Annotated in this window: 21 protein-coding genes; 19 read left to right on the top strand and 2 right to left on the bottom strand. The window is 75.9% G+C overall.

What is annotated here, in order from left to right:
* Positions 1 to 10: 10 nt before the first annotated feature.
* The gene (locus HGCM_RS09060) at positions 11 to 1,204 is read right to left on the bottom strand and encodes a zinc-dependent alcohol dehydrogenase (protein WP_019136528.1); all 1,194 of its coding nucleotides are present in this window, start codon (positions 1,202 to 1,204) and stop codon (positions 11 to 13) included.
* A gap of 206 nt (positions 1,205 to 1,410) precedes the next feature.
* Between HGCM_RS09060 and HGCM_RS20195 the strand changes: the two genes are divergently transcribed.
* The 8 genes from HGCM_RS20195 to HGCM_RS17690 all read left to right on the top strand — a co-directional run bounded on the left by HGCM_RS20195 (position 1,411) and on the right by HGCM_RS17690 (position 8,584).
* Positions 1,411 to 2,799, top strand: coding sequence for an ABC transporter substrate-binding protein (locus HGCM_RS20195; RefSeq protein ID WP_019136527.1), 1,389 nt, complete (start codon positions 1,411 to 1,413; stop codon positions 2,797 to 2,799).
* Positions 2,796 to 3,752, top strand: coding sequence for a carbohydrate ABC transporter permease (locus tag HGCM_RS20190; RefSeq protein WP_040399670.1), 957 nt, complete (start codon positions 2,796 to 2,798; stop codon positions 3,750 to 3,752). Before HGCM_RS20195 ends, HGCM_RS20190 begins: the two co-directional genes overlap by 4 nt.
* Positions 3,749 to 4,651: a carbohydrate ABC transporter permease gene (locus HGCM_RS09045; RefSeq protein ID WP_019136525.1), complete on the top strand. Its 903-nt coding sequence runs from the start codon at positions 3,749 to 3,751 to the stop codon at positions 4,649 to 4,651. The genes HGCM_RS20190 and HGCM_RS09045 overlap by 4 nt, the downstream gene beginning before the upstream one ends.
* Positions 4,648 to 5,979, top strand: a complete 1,332-nt coding sequence (locus tag HGCM_RS09040) for a cytochrome P450 (RefSeq protein WP_019136524.1) — start codon at positions 4,648 to 4,650, stop codon at positions 5,977 to 5,979. The genes HGCM_RS09045 and HGCM_RS09040 overlap by 4 nt, the downstream gene beginning before the upstream one ends.
* A gap of 107 nt (positions 5,980 to 6,086) precedes the next feature.
* On the top strand, positions 6,087 to 6,332 hold the full coding sequence (locus tag HGCM_RS09035) for a hypothetical protein (protein WP_019136523.1): 246 nt from the start codon (positions 6,087 to 6,089) through the stop codon (positions 6,330 to 6,332).
* Positions 6,333 to 6,452: 120 nt separating this feature from the next.
* A complete protein-coding gene (locus HGCM_RS09030; protein WP_019136522.1) occupies positions 6,453 to 7,538 on the top strand; it encodes an iron-containing redox enzyme family protein in 1,086 nt (361 codons plus the stop codon).
* Between the two features lie 50 nt (positions 7,539 to 7,588).
* Positions 7,589 to 7,843, top strand: a complete 255-nt coding sequence (locus HGCM_RS20535; RefSeq protein ID WP_306426427.1) for a CDGSH iron-sulfur domain-containing protein — start codon at positions 7,589 to 7,591, stop codon at positions 7,841 to 7,843.
* A gap of 120 nt (positions 7,844 to 7,963) precedes the next feature.
* Positions 7,964 to 8,584: a PAS and ANTAR domain-containing protein gene (locus HGCM_RS17690; RefSeq protein WP_019136520.1), complete on the top strand. Its 621-nt coding sequence runs from the start codon at positions 7,964 to 7,966 to the stop codon at positions 8,582 to 8,584.
* On the opposite strand, the gene HGCM_RS17685 is transcribed toward HGCM_RS17690, so the two are convergent.
* The gene (locus HGCM_RS17685; RefSeq protein ID WP_019136519.1) at positions 8,577 to 9,314 is read right to left on the bottom strand and encodes a GAF and ANTAR domain-containing protein; all 738 of its coding nucleotides are present in this window, start codon (positions 9,312 to 9,314) and stop codon (positions 8,577 to 8,579) included. The two genes, HGCM_RS17690 and HGCM_RS17685, sit on opposite strands and share 8 nt — an antisense overlap.
* 163 nt (positions 9,315 to 9,477) lie before the next feature.
* On the opposite strand from HGCM_RS17685, the gene HGCM_RS09010 reads away from it, so the two are divergent.
* The 11 genes from HGCM_RS09010 (at position 9,478) to HGCM_RS17675 (ending at position 21,033) form a co-directional block, all read left to right on the top strand.
* Complete coding sequence (locus HGCM_RS09010) at positions 9,478 to 10,377, top strand: LysR family transcriptional regulator (RefSeq protein ID WP_019136518.1); 900 nt, start codon at positions 9,478 to 9,480, stop codon at positions 10,375 to 10,377.
* Between the two features lie 189 nt (positions 10,378 to 10,566).
* Positions 10,567 to 11,439: a sulfurtransferase gene (locus HGCM_RS09005; protein WP_019136517.1), complete on the top strand. Its 873-nt coding sequence runs from the start codon at positions 10,567 to 10,569 to the stop codon at positions 11,437 to 11,439.
* 25 nt (positions 11,440 to 11,464) lie between these two features.
* The gene (locus HGCM_RS09000; protein ID WP_019136516.1) at positions 11,465 to 12,610 is read left to right on the top strand and encodes an LLM class flavin-dependent oxidoreductase; all 1,146 of its coding nucleotides are present in this window, start codon (positions 11,465 to 11,467) and stop codon (positions 12,608 to 12,610) included.
* Entirely contained in the window at positions 12,607 to 13,767 is a 1,161-nt protein-coding gene (locus tag HGCM_RS08995; protein ID WP_019136515.1) for an acyl-CoA dehydrogenase family protein, read from the top strand. The genes HGCM_RS09000 and HGCM_RS08995 overlap by 4 nt, the downstream gene beginning before the upstream one ends.
* A gap of 324 nt (positions 13,768 to 14,091) precedes the next feature.
* Positions 14,092 to 14,826, top strand: coding sequence for a class II aldolase/adducin family protein (locus tag HGCM_RS17680; protein WP_019136514.1), 735 nt, complete (start codon positions 14,092 to 14,094; stop codon positions 14,824 to 14,826).
* On the top strand, positions 14,823 to 16,232 hold the full coding sequence (locus tag HGCM_RS08985) for an LLM class flavin-dependent oxidoreductase (RefSeq protein ID WP_019136513.1): 1,410 nt from the start codon (positions 14,823 to 14,825) through the stop codon (positions 16,230 to 16,232). Before HGCM_RS17680 ends, HGCM_RS08985 begins: the two co-directional genes overlap by 4 nt.
* Before the next feature lie 17 nt (positions 16,233 to 16,249).
* Entirely contained in the window at positions 16,250 to 17,371 is a 1,122-nt protein-coding gene (locus HGCM_RS08980) for an ABC transporter substrate-binding protein (RefSeq protein WP_026075360.1), read from the top strand.
* The gene (locus HGCM_RS08975; protein WP_019136511.1) at positions 17,368 to 18,483 is read left to right on the top strand and encodes a FecCD family ABC transporter permease; all 1,116 of its coding nucleotides are present in this window, start codon (positions 17,368 to 17,370) and stop codon (positions 18,481 to 18,483) included. Before HGCM_RS08980 ends, HGCM_RS08975 begins: the two co-directional genes overlap by 4 nt.
* Entirely contained in the window at positions 18,480 to 19,271 is a 792-nt protein-coding gene (locus tag HGCM_RS08970) for an ABC transporter ATP-binding protein (protein WP_019136510.1), read from the top strand. Before HGCM_RS08975 ends, HGCM_RS08970 begins: the two co-directional genes overlap by 4 nt.
* Positions 19,271 to 20,281 (top strand): ketopantoate reductase family protein, encoded by a 1,011-nt coding sequence (locus HGCM_RS08965; RefSeq protein WP_019136509.1) that lies wholly within the window; start codon positions 19,271 to 19,273, stop codon positions 20,279 to 20,281. Before HGCM_RS08970 ends, HGCM_RS08965 begins: the two co-directional genes overlap by 1 nt.
* Positions 20,278 to 21,033, top strand: coding sequence for an alpha/beta hydrolase (locus tag HGCM_RS17675; protein ID WP_019136508.1), 756 nt, complete (start codon positions 20,278 to 20,280; stop codon positions 21,031 to 21,033). The genes HGCM_RS08965 and HGCM_RS17675 overlap by 4 nt, the downstream gene beginning before the upstream one ends.
* Positions 21,034 to 21,191 lie beyond the last annotated feature (158 nt).

Raw genomic sequence — 21,191 nt, 5'->3', positions numbered from 1 at the left:
ACGGACACGGTCAGGCCGCCGGGTCCAGGACGACCTTGATGCAGCCGTCCTCCTTGGCCTGGAACATGGCGTAGGCCTGCGGCGCCTGCTCCAGCGGGAGCCGGTGCGTGCGCAGGTCGAGGACGCCGAGCGGGTCGTCGTCGCGCTGCGCGAGGGGCAGCAGGCCGTCGACCCAGTGCCGCACGTTCGCCTGCCCCATCCGCAGCGTGAGGCCCTTGTCGAACATCTCCATCATCGGCAGCGGGTCGATCGCGCCGCCGTACACGCCGGAGATCGACACCGTCCCGCCGCGGCGGGCCGTCGCGATGGCCGTGCGCAACGCCGCGAGCCGGTCGACCCCCGCCTTCTCGACGAGGGCCCCCGCGAGCCCGTCGGGCAGCAGCCCCGCAGCCTTCTGCGCGAACGAGGCGCCGGGCGAGCCGTGCGCCTCCATGCCGACCGCGTCGACCGTGCCGTCGGCGCCGCGCCCGTCGGTGAGGTCCTGCACGGCCGCGACGACGTCGTCCACCGCGCTGGTGTCGATCACCTGCACGCCGTGCCTGCGCGCCATCTCGAGCCGCTCGGGCACGAGGTCCAGCCCGATGACCGTGCCCGCCCCGCGGTAGGCCGCGATCCGGGCGGCCATCTGGCCGATCGGTCCGAGCCCGACGACGACCACGCTGCCGCCGCGGGGCACGTCCGCGTACTCGACGGCCTGCCAGGCCGTGGGGAGCACGTCGGAGAGGTAGAGGTAGCGCTCGTCCGGGGTGTCGTCGTGCGGCACGACGACCGGGCCGTAGTGCGCCTGCGGCACCCGGAGGTACTGCGCCTGGCCGCCGGGCACCTGGCCGTACAGCTTGGTGTAGCCGAACAGCGCCGCGCCCTTGCCCTGCTCGCGGACCTGCGTCGTCTCGCACTGCGACGTCAGCCCTCGGCGGCACATCCAGCAGGAGCCGCAGGCGATGCCGAACGGGACGACCACCCGGTCGCCGGGCGAGAGCCGGCCCGCGCCGGGTCCGACCTCCTCGACGATCCCCATCGCCTCGTGCCCGAGCACGTCGCCCGCGTCGAGGTACATGCCGAGCACCGAGTACAGGTGCAGGTCCGAGCCGCAGATCGCCGTCGACGTCACCCGGACGATCGCGTCCGTCGGCTCCTCGATCCGGGGGTCCGGCACGTCGACGACCTCGATCGTCTCCTTGCCCTGCCAGGTCGCAGCGCGCATGGGTCCTCCGTCCACCGGGCTCGGGCGACGCGTCTGCACCCGTCCCCATCCTGTGGCGAGCCCGCTAGCGCCGCGACCGGAGCGCCCGGCCCGGGAGGAGCGGTTCGTGTCGCGGGAGCCGGAGAAGCGGTTCATGCTGACGCCAGTGCTGCAGCAGCGCGGTGCGCCGACGTCCGCCTCCCGGCGGGCGGGACTCGGAGGTCGAGATGCGCGCGCTGCGATGGGCGGCGACGGGTGCGGTGTGCCTGCTGGCTGCGGGCTGCGCCCAGGGGACGGGGTCGCAGGAGGGCTCGGCGCCCGCCTTCGACCCGGAGGCGACCGTGTCCGGCCGCCTCCAGGTCATGGGGTTCGGTGCCGGCGACGAGATCGCCACGACGCGGCTCGACCGCGCGAAGAAGGCGCTGCCCGGCGTCGACGTGCAGCTCGTCGAGGGCGACCTCGACATCCAGGCGTTCCTCTCCGCCGTCGCCGCGGGCGACCCGCCCGACCTCGTCTACGCGAACCGCGACCAGATCGGCACGTTCGCCTCCCGCGGCGCCGTGATCCCGCTCGACGAGTGCTACACGGCCGAGAAGATCGACGAGGACGCGCTGCGCGACGCCGCGGTGGCCCAGGTGACGTTCGGCGGCTCGCTGTACGGCGTGCCGGAGTTCAACAGCGTGCAGCTGACGATGGCGAACGCGGACCTGCTGCAGGGCGCGGGCCTGTCGATCGACGACGTCAACGGGTCCGACTGGGCGCGCGTGACCGCGGCGACGAAGGCGCTGAGCAAGCGCGACGGGAAGAAGGTCGAGGTCATCGGCTACGACTCCAAGCTCCCCGAGTTCCTGCCGCTGTGGGCCAAGGCCAACGGCGCGGACCTGCTCTCCGAGGACGGCCGCACGGCCCAGATCGACGACCCCGCCGTCGTCGAGGCGCTCACGTTCGCCGTCGGCGTCTACGACGCGCAGGGCGGCTTCTCGGCGGTCAAGGCGACGCGGGACGCCGCCGACTTCTTCGGCGAGGGCAACCAGTTCGCGACCGACGCGCTCGGCGCGATGCCGATGGAGCAGTGGTACCTCAACGTGCTCGGCGAGGTGACGCCGAAGGCGCCGATGGCGTTCGACACCTTCCGCACGCCGCAGGGCGAGACCCTCGCGTACGCGACCGGGTCGGCGTGGGCGATCCCCGCCGGAAGCAAGAACCCGCAGGCCGCGTGCCGCTTCGCCGCCTCGATGGTCTCGGCGGACAGCTGGCTCGCCGCCGCGCAGGCGCGCGCCGACGCCCGGGCCAAGGACGGCCTGGCGTTCACCGGCGTGCTCACGGCGAACGAGAAGGCGGACGAGCAGATCCGCTCGCAGCTCGTCGACGTGACGCAGGAGCCGTGGGCCTCGGGCGTGGAGGCGATGTACGACGCGAACGAGCACACGTTCTCCCTGCCGGCCAACCCCGCGGACAGCGAGTTCAAGGCGGCGTGGCAGGACGCGGTGAACCGGGTCCTCAACGGCCAGGCGGAGCCGGAGGCGGCGCTGGCGCAGGCGCAGCAGGTCGCGCAGGCGGCGCTCGACAAGGCGTGGGCGGTCTGGGACGGGCGGACCGCTCCGGCGAGCTCGTGACCACCGCCGTCGGCGCGCCGGCGTCCCTCGGGGCGCCGGCCCGCCCGCGCCGCCGGTCGCTCGAGCGGCGCGAGTCGCGCGCGGCGTGGTGGTTCATCAGCCCGTGGATCGTCGGGTTCCTCGTCTTCACCGCGTGGCCGATGATCTACAGCGCGTACCTCTCGCTCACGGACTACGACGTCATCAACGACCCGCACTTCGTCGGGCTCGACAACTACCGCGAGCTGTTCGCCGACCCGAAGGTCGCGCTCGCGATGCGCAACACCCTCGTCTACACCGCGATGGCGGTCCCGGCGCACGTGCTCCTGGCGCTGGGGCTCGCCCTCCTGCTGGAGCGGGCGGTGCGCTCCGCCGGCTTCTTCCGGACGGCGTTCTTCCTGCCCAAGATGACGCCGCCGGTCGCGGTCGGCGTGCTGCTGCTCCTGCTGTTCAACGGGCAGCGGGGCGCGGTCAACACCGTGCTCGGCTGGTTCGGGATCGACGGCCCGGCGTGGACGACCGACCCCGCGTGGGTCAAGCCCGGCATCGTCCTCATGGGGCTGTGGACCGTGGGGTCGACGGTCATCATCCTGTTCGCCGCGCTGCGCGGGGTCCCGAAGGACCTGTACGACGCCGCGCTCGTCGACGGCGCCGGGTTCTGGCGACGCACCCGCGCCGTGACGCTGCCGATGATCTCGGGGCCGCTGTTCTTCGTCGTCGTGGTGAACACGATCGGCGCCCTGCAGATGTTCACGGAGGCCTACACGGCGTACTTCGGCGCGGGGAACACCACGTACTCGAACGACGCCGCGCTGTTCTACGTCATCTACCTGTTCCAGCAGGCGTTCGAGTTCCTGCACATGGGCTACGCCTCGGCGCTCGCCTGGCTGCTGTTCGTCGTCATCATGGCGATCACCGGGCTCCAGGTGCTCGGCAGCCGGCGGTTCGTCTACTACGAGGGGGGCTCACGATGACCGCCGCCACGGCCCCCGCGCTCGCGACCGCGGCGGCCGCCGCCGAGCCGGCGCGGCCGCCCCGTCGTCGCCGGCCGCGCGTGGGGCGCGTGCTCGCGCTCGCCGGCCTGGTCGTCGCGACCGTCGCGTTCGTCTACCCGTTCCTGTGGCTGCTGTCCGCGTCGTTCAAGCCCCGCGGGGAGGTGTTCGACAACCGGCTGTGGCCGAGGACGTTCACGTTCCAGAACTACCTCGAGGTCTGGCAGGCCGCCCCGATGGCCGCCTGGATCGCGAACACGGTCGTCGTGACCGTCCTGGCGGCGACGACCGTGACGGTCTCCTCGGCGATGGTGGCGTGGGGCTTCGCGTACTTCCGGTTCCGCCTGCGGGGCCCGCTGTTCGCGCTCGTCCTGGCCACGATGATGCTGCCGGGCGCCGTGACCATGGTGCCCACGTACCTCATCTGGAAGCAGACCGGGCTCGTCGGCACGCTCGTCCCGCTCTGGGGCCAGAACCTGTTCGCCAGCGCGTTCTACGTCTTCCTGCTGCGCCAGTTCTTCCTCGGGCTGCCGCGCGAGACGTTCGAGGCCGCGCGTCTCGACGGCGCCGGGAGCTGGGCCGTGTTCTGGCGCATCGCCGTGCCCCTGTGCCGTCCCGCGCTGGTGCTGACGCTCCTGTTCGAGGTGCAGGCGGCGTGGACGGACCTCATGCGGCCCCTCATCTACCTGCAGGACACCGCGACGTTCACGGTGCCGCGCGGCCTCAAGGCCCTGCTCGACCAGTACGGGTTCGGGGGCGAGTGGCACTGGGAGATCATCGTCACGGCCAGCGTCATCACGACGCTGCCGATGATCATCCTGTTCTTCGTCGGCCAGCGGCACTTCGTGCAGGGCATCGCGACGACGGGGTCGAAGGGGTGAGCGCCACCGCGGCGGCGCCCGGGACGGCCGTCGGCCCTCGCGCGCCCGTGCGCCTCGGGCCCCGCGACGGCGCGCGCGTGCTCGGCACCGTCCTCGCACCGCTGGTCGCCCAGGGCCCGATCCTGCGCCGGTCCACCGTGGTCGCCCTCTCGGAGCGGCGCGGCACCGACGAGCGGGCGATCGCGCTCCTGCACGAGCTCGGGCAGCGGTGGGGGTACCGCCCGCTGCTGCTGCGGGTGGGCGGCCACGAGCTGCTCCTGCCGCTGGACCCGCACGACGCGCGCGCGGTGCTCGACCGGTCCCCCGAGCCGTTCGCCGCGGCCTCGCGGGAGAAGCGCGCGGCGCTGCGCCAGCTGGAGCCGCGGGCGGTCCTCGTCGCCCCGACGCGCGCCCGGCCCCCGCTGCGGGCGTGGAACGAGGCGGCGCTCGACCTCGGGCGTCCGGTGCACGGGGTCGCGGACGACCTCGACGCCGCGCTCGACGACGACGCGGGCGCGATCGCGCGGCTCGGGCTCGCCGGCGCCGTGGGCTTCGCGGAGGTCGACGAGCTGCTGTGGGCGACCGTCCGGACGCTCGTGCTCGGCCCCGGCGCGCGCGACGACGTCGCGCTGACGCACGACCTGCAGCGGCTGCGCGCCCGGGCCAACTGGTCGTTCCTCGCCCCCGTCGACCGCCGGCGGCGCGTCCGGTTCGCCCACCGGCTCGCGGCCCACGTCGCGCGCGCGCCCCGGGGCAGCCTCGCCGGCTACGGGCGCGGCCTCGAGGGCGCGGACGACGCCCTCGTCACGGGACAGGTGCCGCACTGGCTCTTCGCGTTCGACGCCGCCCGCATCACGCTGTGGCGCGCGCTCGCCGTCGTCGCCGCGCGGCCCGAGCTGCAGGAGCGCCTGCGCGCGGAGGCCGCCGGCACCGGCCTGCGCGAGCTGCCGCTCGCGCGCGCCACGGTCCTGGAGACGGTGCGCGTCTGGCCGACGACGCTCGTGATCCTGCGCGAGAGCACCGCCGTGACCCGCTGGGGCGGGCAGGAGGTCGGCGCCGGGGCCACGGTGGCGCTGGTCAGCGCCTTCCTGCACCGCGACCCCCGCTCGCCCGCGGCGTCCGGCTTCCACCCGGGCACCGAGCCGGACGGGCTGCTCACCGTGCCGTTCTCCACCGGCCCGGTGTCGTGCCCCGGGCGGGACGTCGTCCTGCACACCGTGGCCACCCTGCTCTCCCGCCTCGTGCGCGACGCGCGCTGGCAGCCCGTGAGCCACCCGGGCCTCGCGCACGACCCGCTGCCGGGCGCGCTGGACCACCAGCGCGTGCGGGTGCGGGCCGCCCGCGCCTGAGGTTGCGGGGCGCGCGCGGCCTCGTACGTTGGGAGGGACGGTCGAGCAGTCGGCCGGGTCCCGCACCGGGGCTCGGCCGCGGTGCACGACGACGCAGGGAGCCGACGATGGCCACAGGCGAGACCGGGTTCGACGACGTCACCTTCGACCTCATCTCCGTGCAGTACCACTCGCTCAAGGCGGGTCACGACTACGGGCAGTACGTGCGCGACGCCCGCAACGCCGGCAAGGACGAGATCGCCGCGTTCTTCGAGCAGGTGATGCAGCAGGACTCCGAGCGGGCCCAGCGCTGCCACCAGTTCCTGGCCGAGCTCACGCAGCACGGCACGTCCGCGACCGCGCCCCAGCAGTGACCGCGCGGGCGCCCGTCTCCGGTGGCGGGCGCCCCACGGCGGGGACACGATGGCCCCGCGTCCAGCAAGCGGCGCCGACCCGGGGACGCGCCCGGCGCCGCCCCGGGCAGGAGCACCCGCATGACCACGACCAGCACGCCGACCGCGAGCGCCGGCGGGGCCGCCCCGGCACGACCCCGCGGCGGCTCCCGCATGCCCGTGCCCGCGGCGCGGGGGCCGCTGAGCCGCGCGCTGCTCGGCCTGCTCCTCGACGGCGCGGGCCCCGAGCCGCTGCGCGCCGCGCTCGACGAGGTCGTCGCAGCCGCCGACGGCTCGTGGTTCGAGCACGACGACGTGCAGGTGACGCTCACGTGCCTGTACGAGCTGCACTACCGGGGTCTCGAGGGCGTGGACGACGCGTGGGAGTGGGACCCGGACCTGGTGGCGCTGCGCACGGCGCTGGAGCGGCTCGTCGAGGCGGAGCTGCGCGCCCGCGTCACGGTGCCGCCGGTGGAGGACCGCTCGCGTGCCGCGATCGGCGCGCTGCTCCTGCGCACGGCCGCGGAGGACGACGGCCCGAGCGTCTCGCGGTGGGTCGCCCGGCACGCGCAGGAACGGCACGTGCGCGAGCTGCTCGTGCACCGCTCGGTGTACCAGCTCAAGGAGGCCGACCCGCACACCTGGGGCATCCCCCGGATCGGCGGCGCGGCCAAGGCGGCGCTCGTGGAGATCCAGGCGGACGAGTACGGCGGCGGCGACCCCGGGCGCGTGCACGCCGAGCTGTTCGCGCGCGCGATGACGGGCGTCGGGCTGGACGCCACGTACGGCCGGTACGTCGACCAGGTGCCCGCCCTCACGCTCGCGCACCCGAACCTCATGTCCATGCTCGGCCTCAACCGCCGGCTGCGCGGCGCCCTCGTCGGGCACCTCGCGGCGTTCGAGGCGACCTCGTCGGTGCCGAACCGCCTCTACGGCAACGGCCTGCGCCGGCTGGGGCACGACGAGGCGACGACCTGGTACTTCGACGAGCACGTGGAGGCGGACGCGGTCCACGAGCAGATCGCGGCGCGCGACCTGGCCGGCGGGCTCGTCGAGCAGGAGCCGGAGCTCGCCGAGGACGTGCTCCTCGGCGCGCGTGCGTGCCTCCTGCTGGAGGGCCTGCTGGGCGCGCACGTGCTGGCGTGCTGGGAGGCGGGCACGTCGTCGCTGCGGGAGCCGCTGCCGTGACGGCGACGACCGGCCGGACGCCTCGGGGCGCCGGCGACGGGATCGCGTCCGTGACCGACGACGTGCCCGGCGCCGCCGCGCCGGCGGACGACGCGCCGCTGCCGCGCCACCCGCGCCCGGTGACCGTCACGGCCTGCCCCGACGGCCCCCTGCTCGTGCGCGGCGACGTGGACTGGCGGGCCGCCGACGGGACGCCGCTCGACCCGGGCCGCCGGACGGTGGCCCTGTGCCGGTGCGGCGGCTCCGCGACGCGACCGTGGTGCGACGGGACGCACAAGGTCAACGGCTTCCGCAGCGGGGACTGACCCGGCGGCAGGCGCCGTCGGCCGACCCGGCGGCACCCTTTTGCGCGCTCCGCGCGCGTCGCCTAGGTTCTGCGATGGGTCAGGACACGGCCCCTCCCCCTCGCTCGCCCTGGAGGCACCGTGTCCGCGACGACCAGCGACCCGACCCCTGCGCCGACCCTCGCCGTGGCGACGATGCGCCTGGTGGACGACGCGTCGACGTGGTCCTGGACGCCGGAGGCCTTCGCGCTGCACGGGTTCGGCGTCGGCGAGGTCGTGCCCACCACACCGCTGCTGCTCAGCCACGTCCACCCGGACGACCGGACGCGATGGTCCGCGGTGCTGGACGGCTCCGGAGCCGCGGGGGCGCCCGCCGTCGTGCGGCTGCGCCGCGGGGACGGGGAGACGCGGTTCGTGCTCGGCCTGCGCCGGGCCGCCGACGGCGCGACCGAGGTGGACCTCGTCGACCTCACGCCGCTGGTGCTGGCGGAGGGCAGCCGGGTGGCCACCGAGCAGATCGCCGCGGCGGCGCTCTCCCGCGCGACGATCGAGCAGGCGAAGGGCGTGCTCGCGGCCGCTTTCGGCGTCGGGACGGACGCCGCGTTCGCCGTCCTGCGCGAGGCGTCGATGCGCACCAACGTCAGCCTCCGCGAGCTGGCGTCCCGCGTCGTCGCGCACGTCGCGAGCCGGCGGGAGCGCCACCCCGGCCTCGCCGGCGACCTGGGCCCGCTGCTGCAGGGCGCCGAGGACTCGCTCAGCTGACCTCGGTGCGCGGCACGAAGGCCGCCGCCTCGTCGCTGCCGCCCACCTCACGGACCAGCTGCGCCGCGAGGTCGCGCATCCGCACGTTGCGGTGCTGCGACGCCTGGCGCAGCAGCTCGGCCGCCTGCTGCGCGGAGCACCGGTTCTGGGCCATGACGATGCCGATCGCCTGGTCGATCACGGCGCGGGACTCCAGCGCGGCCCGCAGGTCGGCGGTCGTCGTGGCGAGGTCCACGAGGCGCAGCGAGTAGCGCAGCACCCGCGACAGCTCCTGCGCGTGCCGCTCCGCCTCCGCGACGACGTGCTCCGCCCAGGCGAGCGGCTCGTCGCAGTAGACGTTCAGCGCCATGTCCGCGTCCCCCGCGAGCCCGACCGGGAAGGCCGCCGCGCTCGCGAACCCCTCCCGGCGGGTGGCCGCCGTCCACGCCGGCCATCGCGTCTCGGCCGACAGGTCCTCGACGAGCACCGTCACGCCGTCGTCCGCCGCGTCCAGGCAGGGCCCGTCGCCGGCCGCGTACTCCGCCTCGTCGCACCGCAGCGCCCGGGGGCCGCTGGCCGCGACCGTGCGCGGCTGCCCCCCGCGACGCAGCGTCACGCTCGCCTCGCACGAGGCCGGCAGCGTGGCGGTCGTCGCGCGGGCCACCGCGAGCAGCACCGCCTCCACGTCGGTCGCCTCGACCAGCGTCGTGTGCAGCTGGGTCATCGCGTCGGTCAGGACGGGCTCGGCCACGGGTGCCCCTCTCGCGGGACGGACCGCGCCGGGGCGGCGCCGGTCCGTCGTCATCGTAGGTCCGGCGGCCCCCGCGCGGCCGGTCGACGAGACCTCATCGGCGGCGGTCCACAAAATGAGACTGGATTAGTCAGATTTTGAGCGCGGTGCCTACAGTCGTCGCGTGGCGGACACCTTGGACCTCGTGCAGCTGCGCAGCCTGGTCGCCATCGCGGACTGCGGCGGCGTCGGCAGGGCGGCCGCGGCGCTGCACCTGAGCCAGCCCGCCGTGAGCCAGCACGTCCGGCTGCTCGAGCGCCGCCTGCGGCGCACGCTCCTCGTCCGCGACGGCCGGCAGGCCCGCTTCACGCCGGCCGGCGAGCAGCTGCTCGACGAGGCGCGACGCATCCTGGCGGTGCACGACGACGCCCTGGGCCGCCTCGCCGCGTCCACGCAGCGCGCGCTCGTGCTCGGGTCGACCGAGACGGCGGCCGAGCAGGTGCTCCCGCAGGTGCTCACGACGCTGCGCGGCGCGTACCCGGGCCGCGGGGTGCGGTTCTCCATCGACCGCTCCACCCAGATGGTCGAGCAGCTCACCAAGGGCACGGTCGACCTCGCGATCGTGCTGGGGATCGACGGCGACGCGCCGGGCCGGCTCGTCGGCCGCCTGCCGCTGCGCTGGTTCTCCCGCACGCCCGACGAGCCGGGCCTCGAGCCCGCCGTCCCGCTCGTCGCCTACTCCGAGCCGTGCGGCATGCGCGCGCGGGCCCTCGCCGAGCTCGCCGACGCCGGGCGCCGCGTCGAGGTGACCGCCGAGTCGACGAGCCTCGAGGGCGTGCTCGCCGCCGCCCGCGCGGGGCTCGGCGTCGCGGTCCTGCCGAGCGGGGGCACGCCGCCCGCCGGGCTCGTGGAGCGCACCGACCTGCCGCCGCTGGGCGTCATCGGCGTGCACCTCGCCACCCGCCGGGGCCTCGACCTCGACGTCGAGGCGGCCGCCCTGGGGGCGCTCGAGGAGTTCTTCGACCGCCTGGGTGCGCCCGCGCCGATGGGTGCCCATCACGAACCGTTGTTGGACGCGTCGTGAGCACCGCCCCTAGCGTCGACGTCATGACGACGACCCCGCCGAGCGCGCCCGACGCCGCGCGCCGCTGTCGCTGTCACCGCTGAGCCGGACCTCCCCGCGCGCCCGTCCCCGGGCGCTGCCCCGGTCCCCGGCCGCCGCCCGGGCACCCCGTGCCACGGCGCGCCTCCTGCCACCCCGAGAGGGACACCCATGCCTGTCACCACCCCGCAGGACGCCCGGACCCGTCACCTCGTCGACGTCGCCACGCTGCGTGCGCAGCTCGACGAGACGCCCTCCGCCGTCCGCGTGCTCGACGTGCGCTGGTCGCTGGCGGCCCCGGACGGGCGGCCCGCCTTCCGTGCGGCCCACGTGCCGGGCGCCGTGTTCGTCGACCTCGAGCGCGAGCTCGCCCGGCACGGCGATGCGACCGAGGGCCGCCACCCGCTGCCGGACGTCGCGGACCTCCAGGCCGCCGCCCGCGGGTGGGGCCTGCGCGCCGGGCAGCCCGTCGTCGTGCTCGACGAGGGGCCCGGGCTCGCGGCCGCCCGCGCGTGGTGGCTGCTGCGGTGGGCGGGCGTCGAGGACGTGCGGCTGCTCGACGGTGGACTGGCGGCCTGGACGGCGGCGGGGTACCCGGTCACCGGCGGCGACGGCGAGCGGCCGCCGGCGGGGGACGTCGTCCTGGCCGGCGGCGGGCTGCCGACCCTGGACGCCGACGACGCCGCCGCGCTCGCCGCCCGCGGCCTGCTGCTCGACGCGCGGGCGGCCGAGCGCTACCGCGGCGAGCACGAGCCGGTCGACCCCCGCGCCGGGCACGTGCCGGGGGCCGTGAGCGCTCCCACGACCGACAACCTCGGCCCGGACGGCCGCTTCCTGCCCACCGACCAGCTCGCCCGGCGCTTCGCGTCGCTCGGCGCGCGGGCGGGCGAGCCGGTCGGCGTGTACTGCGGCTCCGGCGTCACGGCGGCGCACGAGGCGCTCGCCCTCACCGTCGCCGGCCTCGAGCCCGTGCTCTACCCCGGCTCCTGGTCGCAGTGGTCGAACCTGCCCGGACGGCCGGTCGCGACCGGCGCCCGCCCCTGACCCTCCTCCCCGACAAGGACCCGCCATGCCCGTCGAGTTCATCAGCGCGAGCTTCGTCAACGCGTCCAACGAGCTGCACCCGCAGCCCGGCGCACCCATCGACCCCGTCTTCCTGCGTCGCTACGCGCGCACGCTCGACGAGTACGGCTTCGACTACACGCTGCTGCCCTACGGCTCCAGCGGGTACGACCCGTTCGTCGTCGCCGGCGCGCTCAGCCAGGCGACCGAGCGGATCCGGCCGATCATCGCGCTGCGCCCCAACACCGTGTACCCGACCGTCGCGGCCAAGGCCCTGGCGACCCTCGACCAGCTGAGCGGGGGGCGGGCGACCGTCCACATCATCTCCGGCGGGGACCAGCACGAGCAGGCCCGCGAGGGCGACCGGCTGCCCAAGGCCGAGCGCTACGCCCGCTCCGAGGAGTTCGTCGAGGTGCTGCGCAAGGTGTGGCAGCACGACGAGCCGTTCGACCACGCCGGCACGTACTACCAGTTCGAGGACTTCCGGGCCGAGTACCGCCCGGTGCACGGCACGATCCCGGTCTCCGTCGGCGGGTCCTCGCCCGACGCCTACCGGTTCGGCGGCCGGCTCGGGGACATCTTCGGCCTGTGGGGCGAGCCGCTGGCGGACACGCGCGAGCAGATCGACGCGGTGCACGAGCAGGCGCGGCTCGCGGGCCGCAGCGACCGGCCCCGCATCTGGGTGACCTTCCGGCCGATCATCGCGCCGACCGAGGAGCTCGCGTGGGAGAAGGCCGAGCGGACCCTCGGGGCGCTGCGCGACCCCGACCAGCGGTTCGCGCGGTCGTGGCGTTTCGGCGCCGGCCGGCCGGAGAACGTGGGCTCCCAGCGGCTGCTCGACATCGCGGCCCGCGGCGACCTGCACGACCGCGCGCTGTGGACGCCCGTCGCCAGCGCCACGAACGCGCGCGGCGCGTCGACCGCGCTCGTCGGGACGCCCGAGACCGTCGCCGCCGCAATCCTCGACTACGTCGACCTGGGCGCGGAGCTCATCTCGATCCGCGGCTACGACAACTTCGACGACGCGGTGGACTACGGGCGGTACCTGCTGCCCCTGGTCCGCGAGGAGCTCGCGCACCGCGAGGCGACCGGCCGCCGCGGCGAGGTCGTCGCGCAGCCGGAGATCCCCCCGCGCGCGGAGCGCGCGTCGTGACCGCGCTCGCGCCCGCGCCGCCGGCGCTCGACCTCACGCCCGCCCGGCTCGAGGGCCTCACCGCCGCGCTCGGGCAGCACGCCGAGCGGCACGACCGCGACGCGTCCTTCCCCTGGGAGGGGCTGCGCGCCGTCCACGCCGCCGGGCTGCTCACGTCCACGGCGTCCGGCGGCCCCGGGCTCAGCGGCACGGACGCGGTGCGCGCGTTCCAGGCCCTCGGGCAGGGCGACCCGTCGGTCGCGCTCGTCGCGTCCCAGACGGTGTTCCTGCACGCCGCGCAGGCGGCGGACCCGGTGTGGCCCGAGGGCCTGTACGCCGAGGTGCTCGCGCGGTCGGCGCAGCGGCCGGTGCTGCTGAACTCGGCGCGCGCCGAGCCGGAGCTCGGCGCGCCGGCCCGCGGCGGGCTGCCCGCCACGACCGTGCGGCGGACCGCCGCCGGGTGGGTGCTGGACGGCCGGAAGGCGTACGTGACCGGCTCGGAGGGGCTCGACGTCCACCTGGTGTGGGCCGTCAGCGACGAGCCGGAGCCGACCATCGGGCACGTCGTCGTCCCCGGCGACCACCCCGGCGTCGAGGTGGTCCGCACGTGGGACCACCTCGGGCTGCGCGCCTCCAGCACGCACGACGTGGTCTACCGCGGCGTCGAGGTGCCGGCGGACCACTTCCGCGGCGTCCCGGTCGGGTCGGTGCCGAACAACACCGGCCCTCGCCCCGGCCCCGGCGGTGCGCTGCATCTCGCCGTGCCCGCGCTGTACCTCGGCGTCGCTCGCGCAGCGCAGGCCTTCCTCACGCGGTTCGCGCACGAGCGGGTGCCGACCGCCCTCGGGCGGCCGATCGCCACGACCGAGCGCATCCAGACGGTCGCCGGCGAGATCGAGGCGCAGCTCGTCCAGGCGGAGGAGCTGCTGCTGGGCCTCGCCGCCCGGATCGAGGCCGGGGACGAGGAGGCCGTCGCCCGCGCCGGCGTCGCCAAGCTGCTGGTCGGGCGCGCCGCGATCGGTGCCGTCCACGCCGCGGTCGCCGCCCTCGGCAACCCCGGGCTCACGCGCGGCCACCCCCTCGAGCGGCACTGGCGCGACGTCCAGTGCATCCGCCCGCACCCGCCGCAGGACGACGCCGCGCTGCTCGCGGCCGGCCGACGGGCGCTGGCCCGATGAGCCGCGCCCGCACGCCCGCCGCCGGCGCACGCCCTGATGGGTCGGCATCACGAACCGTTGTTGGACGCACCGCGTCCGCCGTCCGTACGGTCGAGAGCATGACCACCACCACGACGACCGCCGGCGCGCCGCGCCTCGTCGTCGTGCCCTGCGCCGCTGCCTCCCGCGGCTGCGCGGCCTGCTGTCTGGGCTGTTGAGCCCGCGCCCGGTGACCACCCCCGGGCCGCCCGCCGCCGCACGCGGCGCCCTCCCTGCTGATCGCGCACCCCTGCGCGTCGCCCGCCCCTGCGCGCCTGCCCGCGCACCCCCGTGAGGAGTTCTCCGATGACGACCCTGCCGACCCTGCCCACCGCGCCCACGTCCACCTGGACGCCCGCGGCCCCGACCCGTGACGAGGTGCGCACCGCGCTCGTCGTCGCCCTCCGCGCGCTCGCCGAGCACGAGTTCGGCTTCAACGGCCACGTCACGGCGCGCGACGTCGACGCCGGCACGTACTGGGCCAACCCGTTCGGCGTCCCGCTGGCGCTCGTCGAGCCCGACGACCTCGTGCGGCTCGACGACGACGGCCACGACGTCGAGAACCCGCGCGGCCACCGCGTCAACGGCTTCGCCGGGAACCTGGCGATCCACCGCGCGCGCCCCGACGCCGCCGCGGTCGTCCACCTGCACACCGCGCACGGGTTCGCCTGGTCGAGCCTCGACCGCCCGCTCGAGCCGGTCACGACCGACGCCGCGCTCGTGACGGGCCTGCAGGCGCTGCACCCCCGGTTCGGCGAGGCGGGCGTCGCCCCGGCCGACGCCCTCGGCGCGGACGCGAAGCTGCTGCTCCAGCGGACGCACGGGTTCATCACCCTCGGCCGGTCGGTCGACGAGGCGGCGTTCTACCTGATCGCCGCCGAGCGGGCCGCGCACGCGAACCTCCTCCTGCGCGACGAGCCCGGGCGCACCGTGGTCGCGCCCGAGACGGCGGCGCGCTGGACGCTCACGCCCGAGCTCGCGGAGCAGCACTTCGCGCCGTACCGGGCCCGCGCCCTCGCGGCCCTCGGCGGTGCGCGGTGAGCGCCTGGAAGCGGCCGATCGGGTCGCGCACGGACCAGCTGCACCTCGGCCTGCTCGTCGGCGGCGTCGGCAACCACGCGGGCGCCTGGCGCCGGCCGGGCTCCCGCGTCGAGGACGTCACGAGCCTGCGCCTGTTCGCCGAGCTCGCGCAGCGCGCCGAGGCGGCCCGGATCGACACGCTCTTCATCGCCGACGGGCTGAACCTCGACGTGCGCGCCGCGGAGCACAGCCCGGCGGGGCACCTCGAGCCGGTCACGCTGCTGTCCGCCGTCGCCGCGGTCACCGAGCGGATCGGGCTCATCCCGAGCGTCTCGACGACGTTCACCGAGCCGTACAACCTCGCGCGGCAGCTCGCGTCGCTCGACCACCTCTCGCAGGGCCGCGCCGGCTGGAACGTCGTCACGTCGGCCTGGGGCGAGCGGAACTACGGCGACGCGCCGCTCCCCTCGCACGAGGACCGCTACCGCCGGGCCGCCGAGCACGTGGCCGTCGCGCGGGGGCTGTGGGCGTCGTGGGGGCCGGACGCGCTCGTCGCCGACCGGGCCTCCGGCCGGTACGCCCGGCCCGAGGAGCTGCGCACCCTCGCCCACCGGGGCGAGTTCTACTCCGTCGAGGGCCCGCTCAACGTGCCGCGCTCGCCGCAGGGCCGCCCGGTGCTCGCGCAGGCCGGCTCGTCGGAGCACGGGAAGGCGTTCGCGGCGCCGTTCGCCGAGCTCGTCTTCACGGCGCAGCAGACCCTGCGCTCGTCGCAGGAGTTCTACGCCGACCTCAAGGACCGCGTCGCCGCGGCCGGCCGCTCGCGGGACCACGTGCGGGTGCTGCCCGGCGTGAGCCCGATCCTGGGCTCGACGGAGGCGGAGGCGCGCGCCGCCTACCGCGAGCTGGTCGGGCACGTCGACCTGGACCGGGCGCGGGCGCGGCTGTCGAAGCAGCTCGGCGGTCTCGACCTCGACGCGATCGGGCTCGACGAGCGCATCCCGCCCGAGCTGCTGCCGCCCGTCGAGGCGGTGCAGGGCCGCCAGAGCCGCTACGGCGTCTACGTCGAGCTGGCGGTCGTGGAGCGGCTGACGGTGCGCGAGCTCGTGGAGCTCGAGGTCGCCTCCTCCGGGCACTGGGTTCCCGTCGGCTCGGTCGAGCAGGTCGCCGACCAGCTCGCCGAGCGGTTCGTCGAGCGCGGCGCCGACGGCTTCATCCTCCTGCCCTCCTACCTGCCCGAGGGCTTCGACCTGCTCGTCGACGCCCTCGTCCCCGAGCTGCAGGACCGCGGGCTGTTCCGCACCGAGTACGAGTCCACGACGCTGCGCGGCCACCTCGGCCTGCCGGACGTGGACGACGACGCCGAGCGGCACGCCGCCGCGGGCGTCGAGGTTCCCACCCCCGCCGACGCGCTCGTGAGCGCGTCATGACCCCGAAGGACACCACCATGCGCAGGTCCCCCCTGGCCGCCGCCCTCGCCGCCGTCACCGTCGCGGTGCTCGCGGCGTGCGCCCCGGCAGGAGCCGAGACCGGCCCGACCGGGTCCGGCGGCGCCACCTCGGAGCCGACCCTCACGACCATCACCGACGAGGTGGGCCGCCAGGTCGAGGTCGAGATCCCCGTGCAGCGCGTCGCGACCGCCCAGCAGTACCCCGCGGAGTTCGTCCGGGCCGTCGGCGCGGGCGACCGCCTCGTCGGCGTGGACCGCACGACGGTCGCGCCGGAGTACGACGGCTACTGGCCCGGCGTGCAGACCGACACGTTCACGGGCGAGACGCAGGAGCAGCTCAACTACGACGCGATCGTCGCGCTCGACCCGGACGTGCTGCTGCTCAACAGCAACGGCGCGTACGAGGAGGCGGCGACCAAGCTCGAGCCGTTCGGCATCAAGGTGATCGTCGCGACCGCGTGGGACCCGGAGAAGTTCGTCGCCAACATCACGCTCCTCGGCCGGCTCTTCGGCACCGAGACGCAGGCGACCAAGATCCTGGACACGTACCAGAAGTACGCGGACCTGCTCACCGAGCGCCTCGAGGGCGTGGAGCCGAAGACCGTCTACTTCGAGAACACCGAGCCCGACACCACCGCGGTGCCCGGCTCGGGGTGGGACGGGATCATCACCGCCGGCGGCGGGAAGAACATCTTCGGCGACATCGTGTTCGGCGAGGGCGAGCACACGCAGGGCAACGTCCACCAGACGCCCGTCGACCCCGCCGAGGTCGTCGCCCGTGACCCGGAGTACGTCATCCGCATCGGCGTCGACGGCGTGACGTTCGGGTACGTCCCGCCGAGCCGTGACGCGCTGGTGAAGCTGCACGACGAGCTCGTCGCCCGGCCCGGCTGGTCGAACCTCGCCGCGGTGAAGGACGACCACGTCATCGTCCTCAACGCGTTCCCGCTCAACGGGGCCGCGAAGCAGGTCGGGGCCCTGTTCGTGGCCAAGTGGCTGCACCCCGAGCTGTTCGAGGACCTGGACCCCGACCAGGCCCTGCGCGAGTGGGTCGAGGTCTTCCAGGGGGCGCCGTTCGTCCCGTCGGAGCAGTACGTCCAGGTCGGGAGCGCGTCGTGACCCGGACGGCCGACCCGGCCGCGCCCGCGGACGTCGAGGCGCTGCGCCGGGAGGTCGACGAGGCCTTCCGCGCGCAGCGCGCCCGGCGCACGCGGCTGCGGGTGGCGCTGGTCGCCGGCGGGTTCCTGCTGCTCGTCGTCTCGTCGGTCGTCGCGCTGGCGGTCGGCGGCGCGGGCGTCGGGCTGCGGGAGGTGGTCGGCGCGATCGGCCACTGGCTCACGGGCTCGGCGTCGTCCCCCGACGACGAGCGCACGCAGGCGATCGTGCTGCAGCTGCGGCTGCCGCGCGTGCTGCTCGCGGTCGTCGCCGGCGCGGCGCTGTCGGTCGCCGGCGTGGTCATGCAGGGTCTGCTGCGCAACCCGCTCGTCAGCCCGTTCACGCTCGGCATCTCCCCCGCAGCGGCGTTCGGCGCGGCGCTGGGGATCCTGTTCCTCGGCGGGGCGGGCACCGCCTCGCCGGGGGTCGTGGCCGGCGCGCTCGTCACGTCGCTCGCCTGCGCGGGCCTCATCCTGGCGCTGTCGACGCTCAAGAAGATGGAGCCGACGACGCTCATCCTGCTCGGGATGGCGCTGACGCAGCTGTTCGTCGCCCTGACGGCCGCGCTGCAGTACGTCGCGGACGAGCAGGCGATCGCCGCGATCGTCCGCTGGACGTTCGGCACGGTCAACGGCGCGACCTGGCCGCAGGTCGCAGTGCTCGCCGCCCTCGTCGCGGCGCTGCTGCCGGTGCTCGTCTCGCGCTCGGGGACGCTCAACGCCATCGCCTTCGCGGGCGACGACGCCGCCCGCGCCCTCGGCGTGCACGTCTCGCGCACCCGGTTCGGCCTCATCGCCGTCTCCGTCGTGCTCACCGCCGTGACCGTGTCGTTCACGGGTGTCATCGGGTTCGTGGGCCTCGTCGGGCCGCACATCGCGCGGCTCGTCATCGGCGCCGACCACCGGTTCCTCGTGCCGTTCTCGGCGGTCTCGGGCGGCCTGCTCGTGGTCGTCGCCGACACCCTCGGCCGGGTCGTCCTCTACCCGGCCGTGGTGCCCGTGGGGATCGTCGTCGCGTTCGTCGGCGCCCCCCTGTTCCTCAACCTCGTCCTCGCACGAAAGAGGTCCTTCCTGTGACGCTCACGATCGACGGGCTCGACGTCTCCTACGGCTCGCGCGCCGTGCTGCACGCCGCGACGCTGCACGCCCCCGCGGGCGAGCTGCTCGGCCTGCTCGGGCCGAACGGATCCGGCAAGTCCACGCTCATCAAGACGGTCGTGGGCATCAACAGGCCGCGGGCCGGCACCGTGCGCTGGCACGGCACCGACCTGCTGACGCTCCCGCGCCGCGAGCTCGCGCGCCTCGTCGCGTACGTCCCGCAGCAGGCGGACGCGCCGTTCTCGCTCACCGTCTTCGACGCGGTGATGCTCGGTCGCACGCCGCACACGGGCATCCGCCCCCGGGCGGTGGACGTGGAGCACGTCGAGGACGCGCTGCGCCGGCTGGGCCTCGAGACCCTCGCCGACCGCAGCGTCGGCGAGCTCTCGGGCGGGCAGGCGCAGCGCGTGCTCATCGCCCGCGCGCTGGCGCAGGACCCCACGGTGCTGCTGCTCGACGAGCCGACCTCCGCGCTCGACCTGCGCTACCAGCTCGAGACGCTGCGGCTCGCCCGCGACGTGACGCGCGAGCACGGCGCGGCGGGCGTCATCGCGATCCACGACCTCAACCAGGCCGCGCGGTTCTGCGACAAGGTCGCGCTGCTGCGCGACGGCCGCGTGGTCGCCCACGGCACGCCGCAGGAGGTCTACTCCGCGGACCTCATCGGCTCGGTCTACGGGATCGAGGCCGAGGTCAGCGACTACCGCGGGTTCCCCGAGGTCCGCCCCGCGCTCGCGGAGTCCGAGCTGCTCGTCGGGGCCGCCTGATGGCCGGCTCGCCGCGGCGGTACGTCGTCGTCGGGGCCGGCGGGGTCGGTGTCGCGGTCGCCGCCGCGCTGCAGGACGCGGGCGCGGACGTCGTCCTCGTGGCGCGGGGCGCGGTCCTCGCGGCCGCCCGCGAGCGCGGGCTGGTCTACACGCGCCCCGGCTCCCGACGGGTGCTGGACGTGCCGGTCGTGCCGGACGTCGCCGAGGTGCCGCTCGGCCCCGACCACGTGCTCGTGCTCGCCACGAAGACGCAGGACGTCGAGCCGACGCTGCGGCGGTGGGCCTGGCAGCCAGGGGCCGAGCGGGTGCCGGTCGTGACCCTGCAGAACGGCCTCGAGGCCGAGCGGGTCGCCGCGCGGTACGCCGAGGTGGTCGTCGGCGGCACGACGCTCGTCGCCGCGCGGCACGTCGTCCCCGGCGAGGTGCACGTCGCCAACCACCCGGCGGTCGGGCAGCTCGTCCTCGGCGCCGCTCCCTCGGCCGCCCTCGCGCCGCGGGCCGACGAGGTCGCCGCGGCGGTCGCCGACGACCTGCGCGCGGGCGGCTGGCTGACGCAGCACGTCCCGGAGATCGCGCGCTGGAAGGCGTGGAAGCTCCTGCACAACGTCACGAACGCCACCGAGCTGCTGGCGGGCGAGCCGCACGACCTGGACCGGCTGCGGGCGGCCGTCGTCGAGGAGGCACGTGCCGCGCTGACCGCCGCGGGCCACGCGTTCGCCGACCCGGACCGCGAGCGCACGTTCGACCCCGCGCTCGCCGCGGTGGACGCCGCCGGCGGGTGGCGCCCGGGCCAGCAGTCGACGTGGCAGAGCTTCGCGCGGGGGTCCGGCAGCGAGGTGGACTTCCTCACCGGGGAGGTCGTGCTCGCCGGGCGGCTCCACGGCGTCCCCACCCCCGTCAACGCCGCGCTGCAGCGCGTGCTCGGCGCGTCCGCGCTCGCGGGCGAGCCTCCCGCCACGCGACACCTCGACGAGGTGCTCGCCCTCCTGCCGACCGGAGCCCTGCGATGAGCCTCACCTCCACCGTCCCCGGCGCGACGCCGTCGAGCGCGACCACCGTCACCTGGCGCGAGCCGGCCGGGATCAGCCCGCGCGGGACCGTCGTCCTGCTCGTCGGGCGCGGCGAGACCGCCGAGGTGTACGAGCGGCTCGGGCGGCGGCTCGCCGCGGACGCGTACCGCGTCGTCGCCCTCGGCACCGACGACCCGCCGCTGGAGGAGGTGACCGCGCTGCTGGCCGACGCCGAGCTGCCCGGCCCGCACGTGCTCCTCGGCTCCGACAGCGGCGCGAGCCTGGCGGTGGCCGTCGCGCGCGAGGAGCCGGCGGGTCTCGACGCGCTCGTGCTGGCCGGCCTGCCGACCGGTCCCGCGGGCCGCCCGCTGGACCGCGAGGCCGAGCTCGACGCGCGCTCGGCCTGCCCGAACCACCGGGCCGTGCTGCTGCGCTCCACCCGCAGCAGCCTGTTCGACGCCTTCCCCACGGTGCTCGTCGACGTCGCCGGGCCCGCGCTCGCGGTGCCGGTGCTGGCCCTGCACGGCGGGGCGGACCCGATCAGCCCGAGCGAGGACGCGGTCGCGGCCTACCGACGCCTCGGCGCGACGCAGGTCTCGGTCGTCGAGGGGGGCCGGCACGACGTGCTCAACGACGTGACGCACCGCTCGGTCGCGGCGACGGTCGTGCTCTTCCTCGAGCGCCTGCGCCTCGCCGTGGCCGGAACGGCCGTGCTCCCCGTGCTTCCCGAGATCGTCGTGGAGCGGACGTGACGGCCGTGGCCGAGGCGCGGCTCGACGACCTGGTCGTGGTCGACCGCGACCCGTCGGCCCGGGCGGTCGCGGCGCGCGACCGCTCCGCCGGGCCGGCGGCACCGCCGCCGGGCCTGCCGGCCGGGCTTCCCGACGGCGTCGTGCGGGCCCGGTCCGTG

The organism is Cellulomonas massiliensis JC225 (genome assembly GCF_000312005.1).
Lineage (GTDB): Bacteria > Actinomycetota > Actinomycetes > Actinomycetales > Cellulomonadaceae > Cellulomonas > Cellulomonas massiliensis.
The sequence above is the reverse complement of the archived record's forward strand: the minus strand, read 5'-3'. Positions and strand labels throughout refer to the sequence as shown.

Bases quoted from the DNA above. Each gene is read 5' to 3' on its own strand.
- HGCM_RS09060 (WP_019136528.1), bottom strand. From the start codon at position 1,204: ATGCGCGCTGCGACCTGGCAGGGCAAGGAGACGATCGAGGTCGTCGAC.
- HGCM_RS20195 (WP_019136527.1), top strand. From the start codon at position 1,411: ATGCGCGCGCTGCGATGGGCGGCGACGGGTGCGGTGTGCCTGCTGGCT.
- HGCM_RS09045 (WP_019136525.1), top strand. From the start codon at position 3,749: ATGACCGCCGCCACGGCCCCCGCGCTCGCGACCGCGGCGGCCGCCGCC.
- HGCM_RS09035 (WP_019136523.1), top strand. From the start codon at position 6,087: ATGGCCACAGGCGAGACCGGGTTCGACGACGTCACCTTCGACCTCATC.
- HGCM_RS09030 (WP_019136522.1), top strand. From the start codon at position 6,453: ATGACCACGACCAGCACGCCGACCGCGAGCGCCGGCGGGGCCGCCCCG.
- HGCM_RS09005 (WP_019136517.1), top strand. From the start codon at position 10,567: ATGCCTGTCACCACCCCGCAGGACGCCCGGACCCGTCACCTCGTCGAC.
- HGCM_RS09000 (WP_019136516.1), top strand. From the start codon at position 11,465: ATGCCCGTCGAGTTCATCAGCGCGAGCTTCGTCAACGCGTCCAACGAG.
- HGCM_RS17680 (WP_019136514.1), top strand. From the start codon at position 14,092: ATGACGACCCTGCCGACCCTGCCCACCGCGCCCACGTCCACCTGGACG.
- HGCM_RS08980 (WP_026075360.1), top strand. From the start codon at position 16,250: ATGCGCAGGTCCCCCCTGGCCGCCGCCCTCGCCGCCGTCACCGTCGCG.
- HGCM_RS08965 (WP_019136509.1), top strand. From the start codon at position 19,271: ATGGCCGGCTCGCCGCGGCGGTACGTCGTCGTCGGGGCCGGCGGGGTC.
- HGCM_RS17675 (WP_019136508.1), top strand. From the start codon at position 20,278: ATGAGCCTCACCTCCACCGTCCCCGGCGCGACGCCGTCGAGCGCGACC.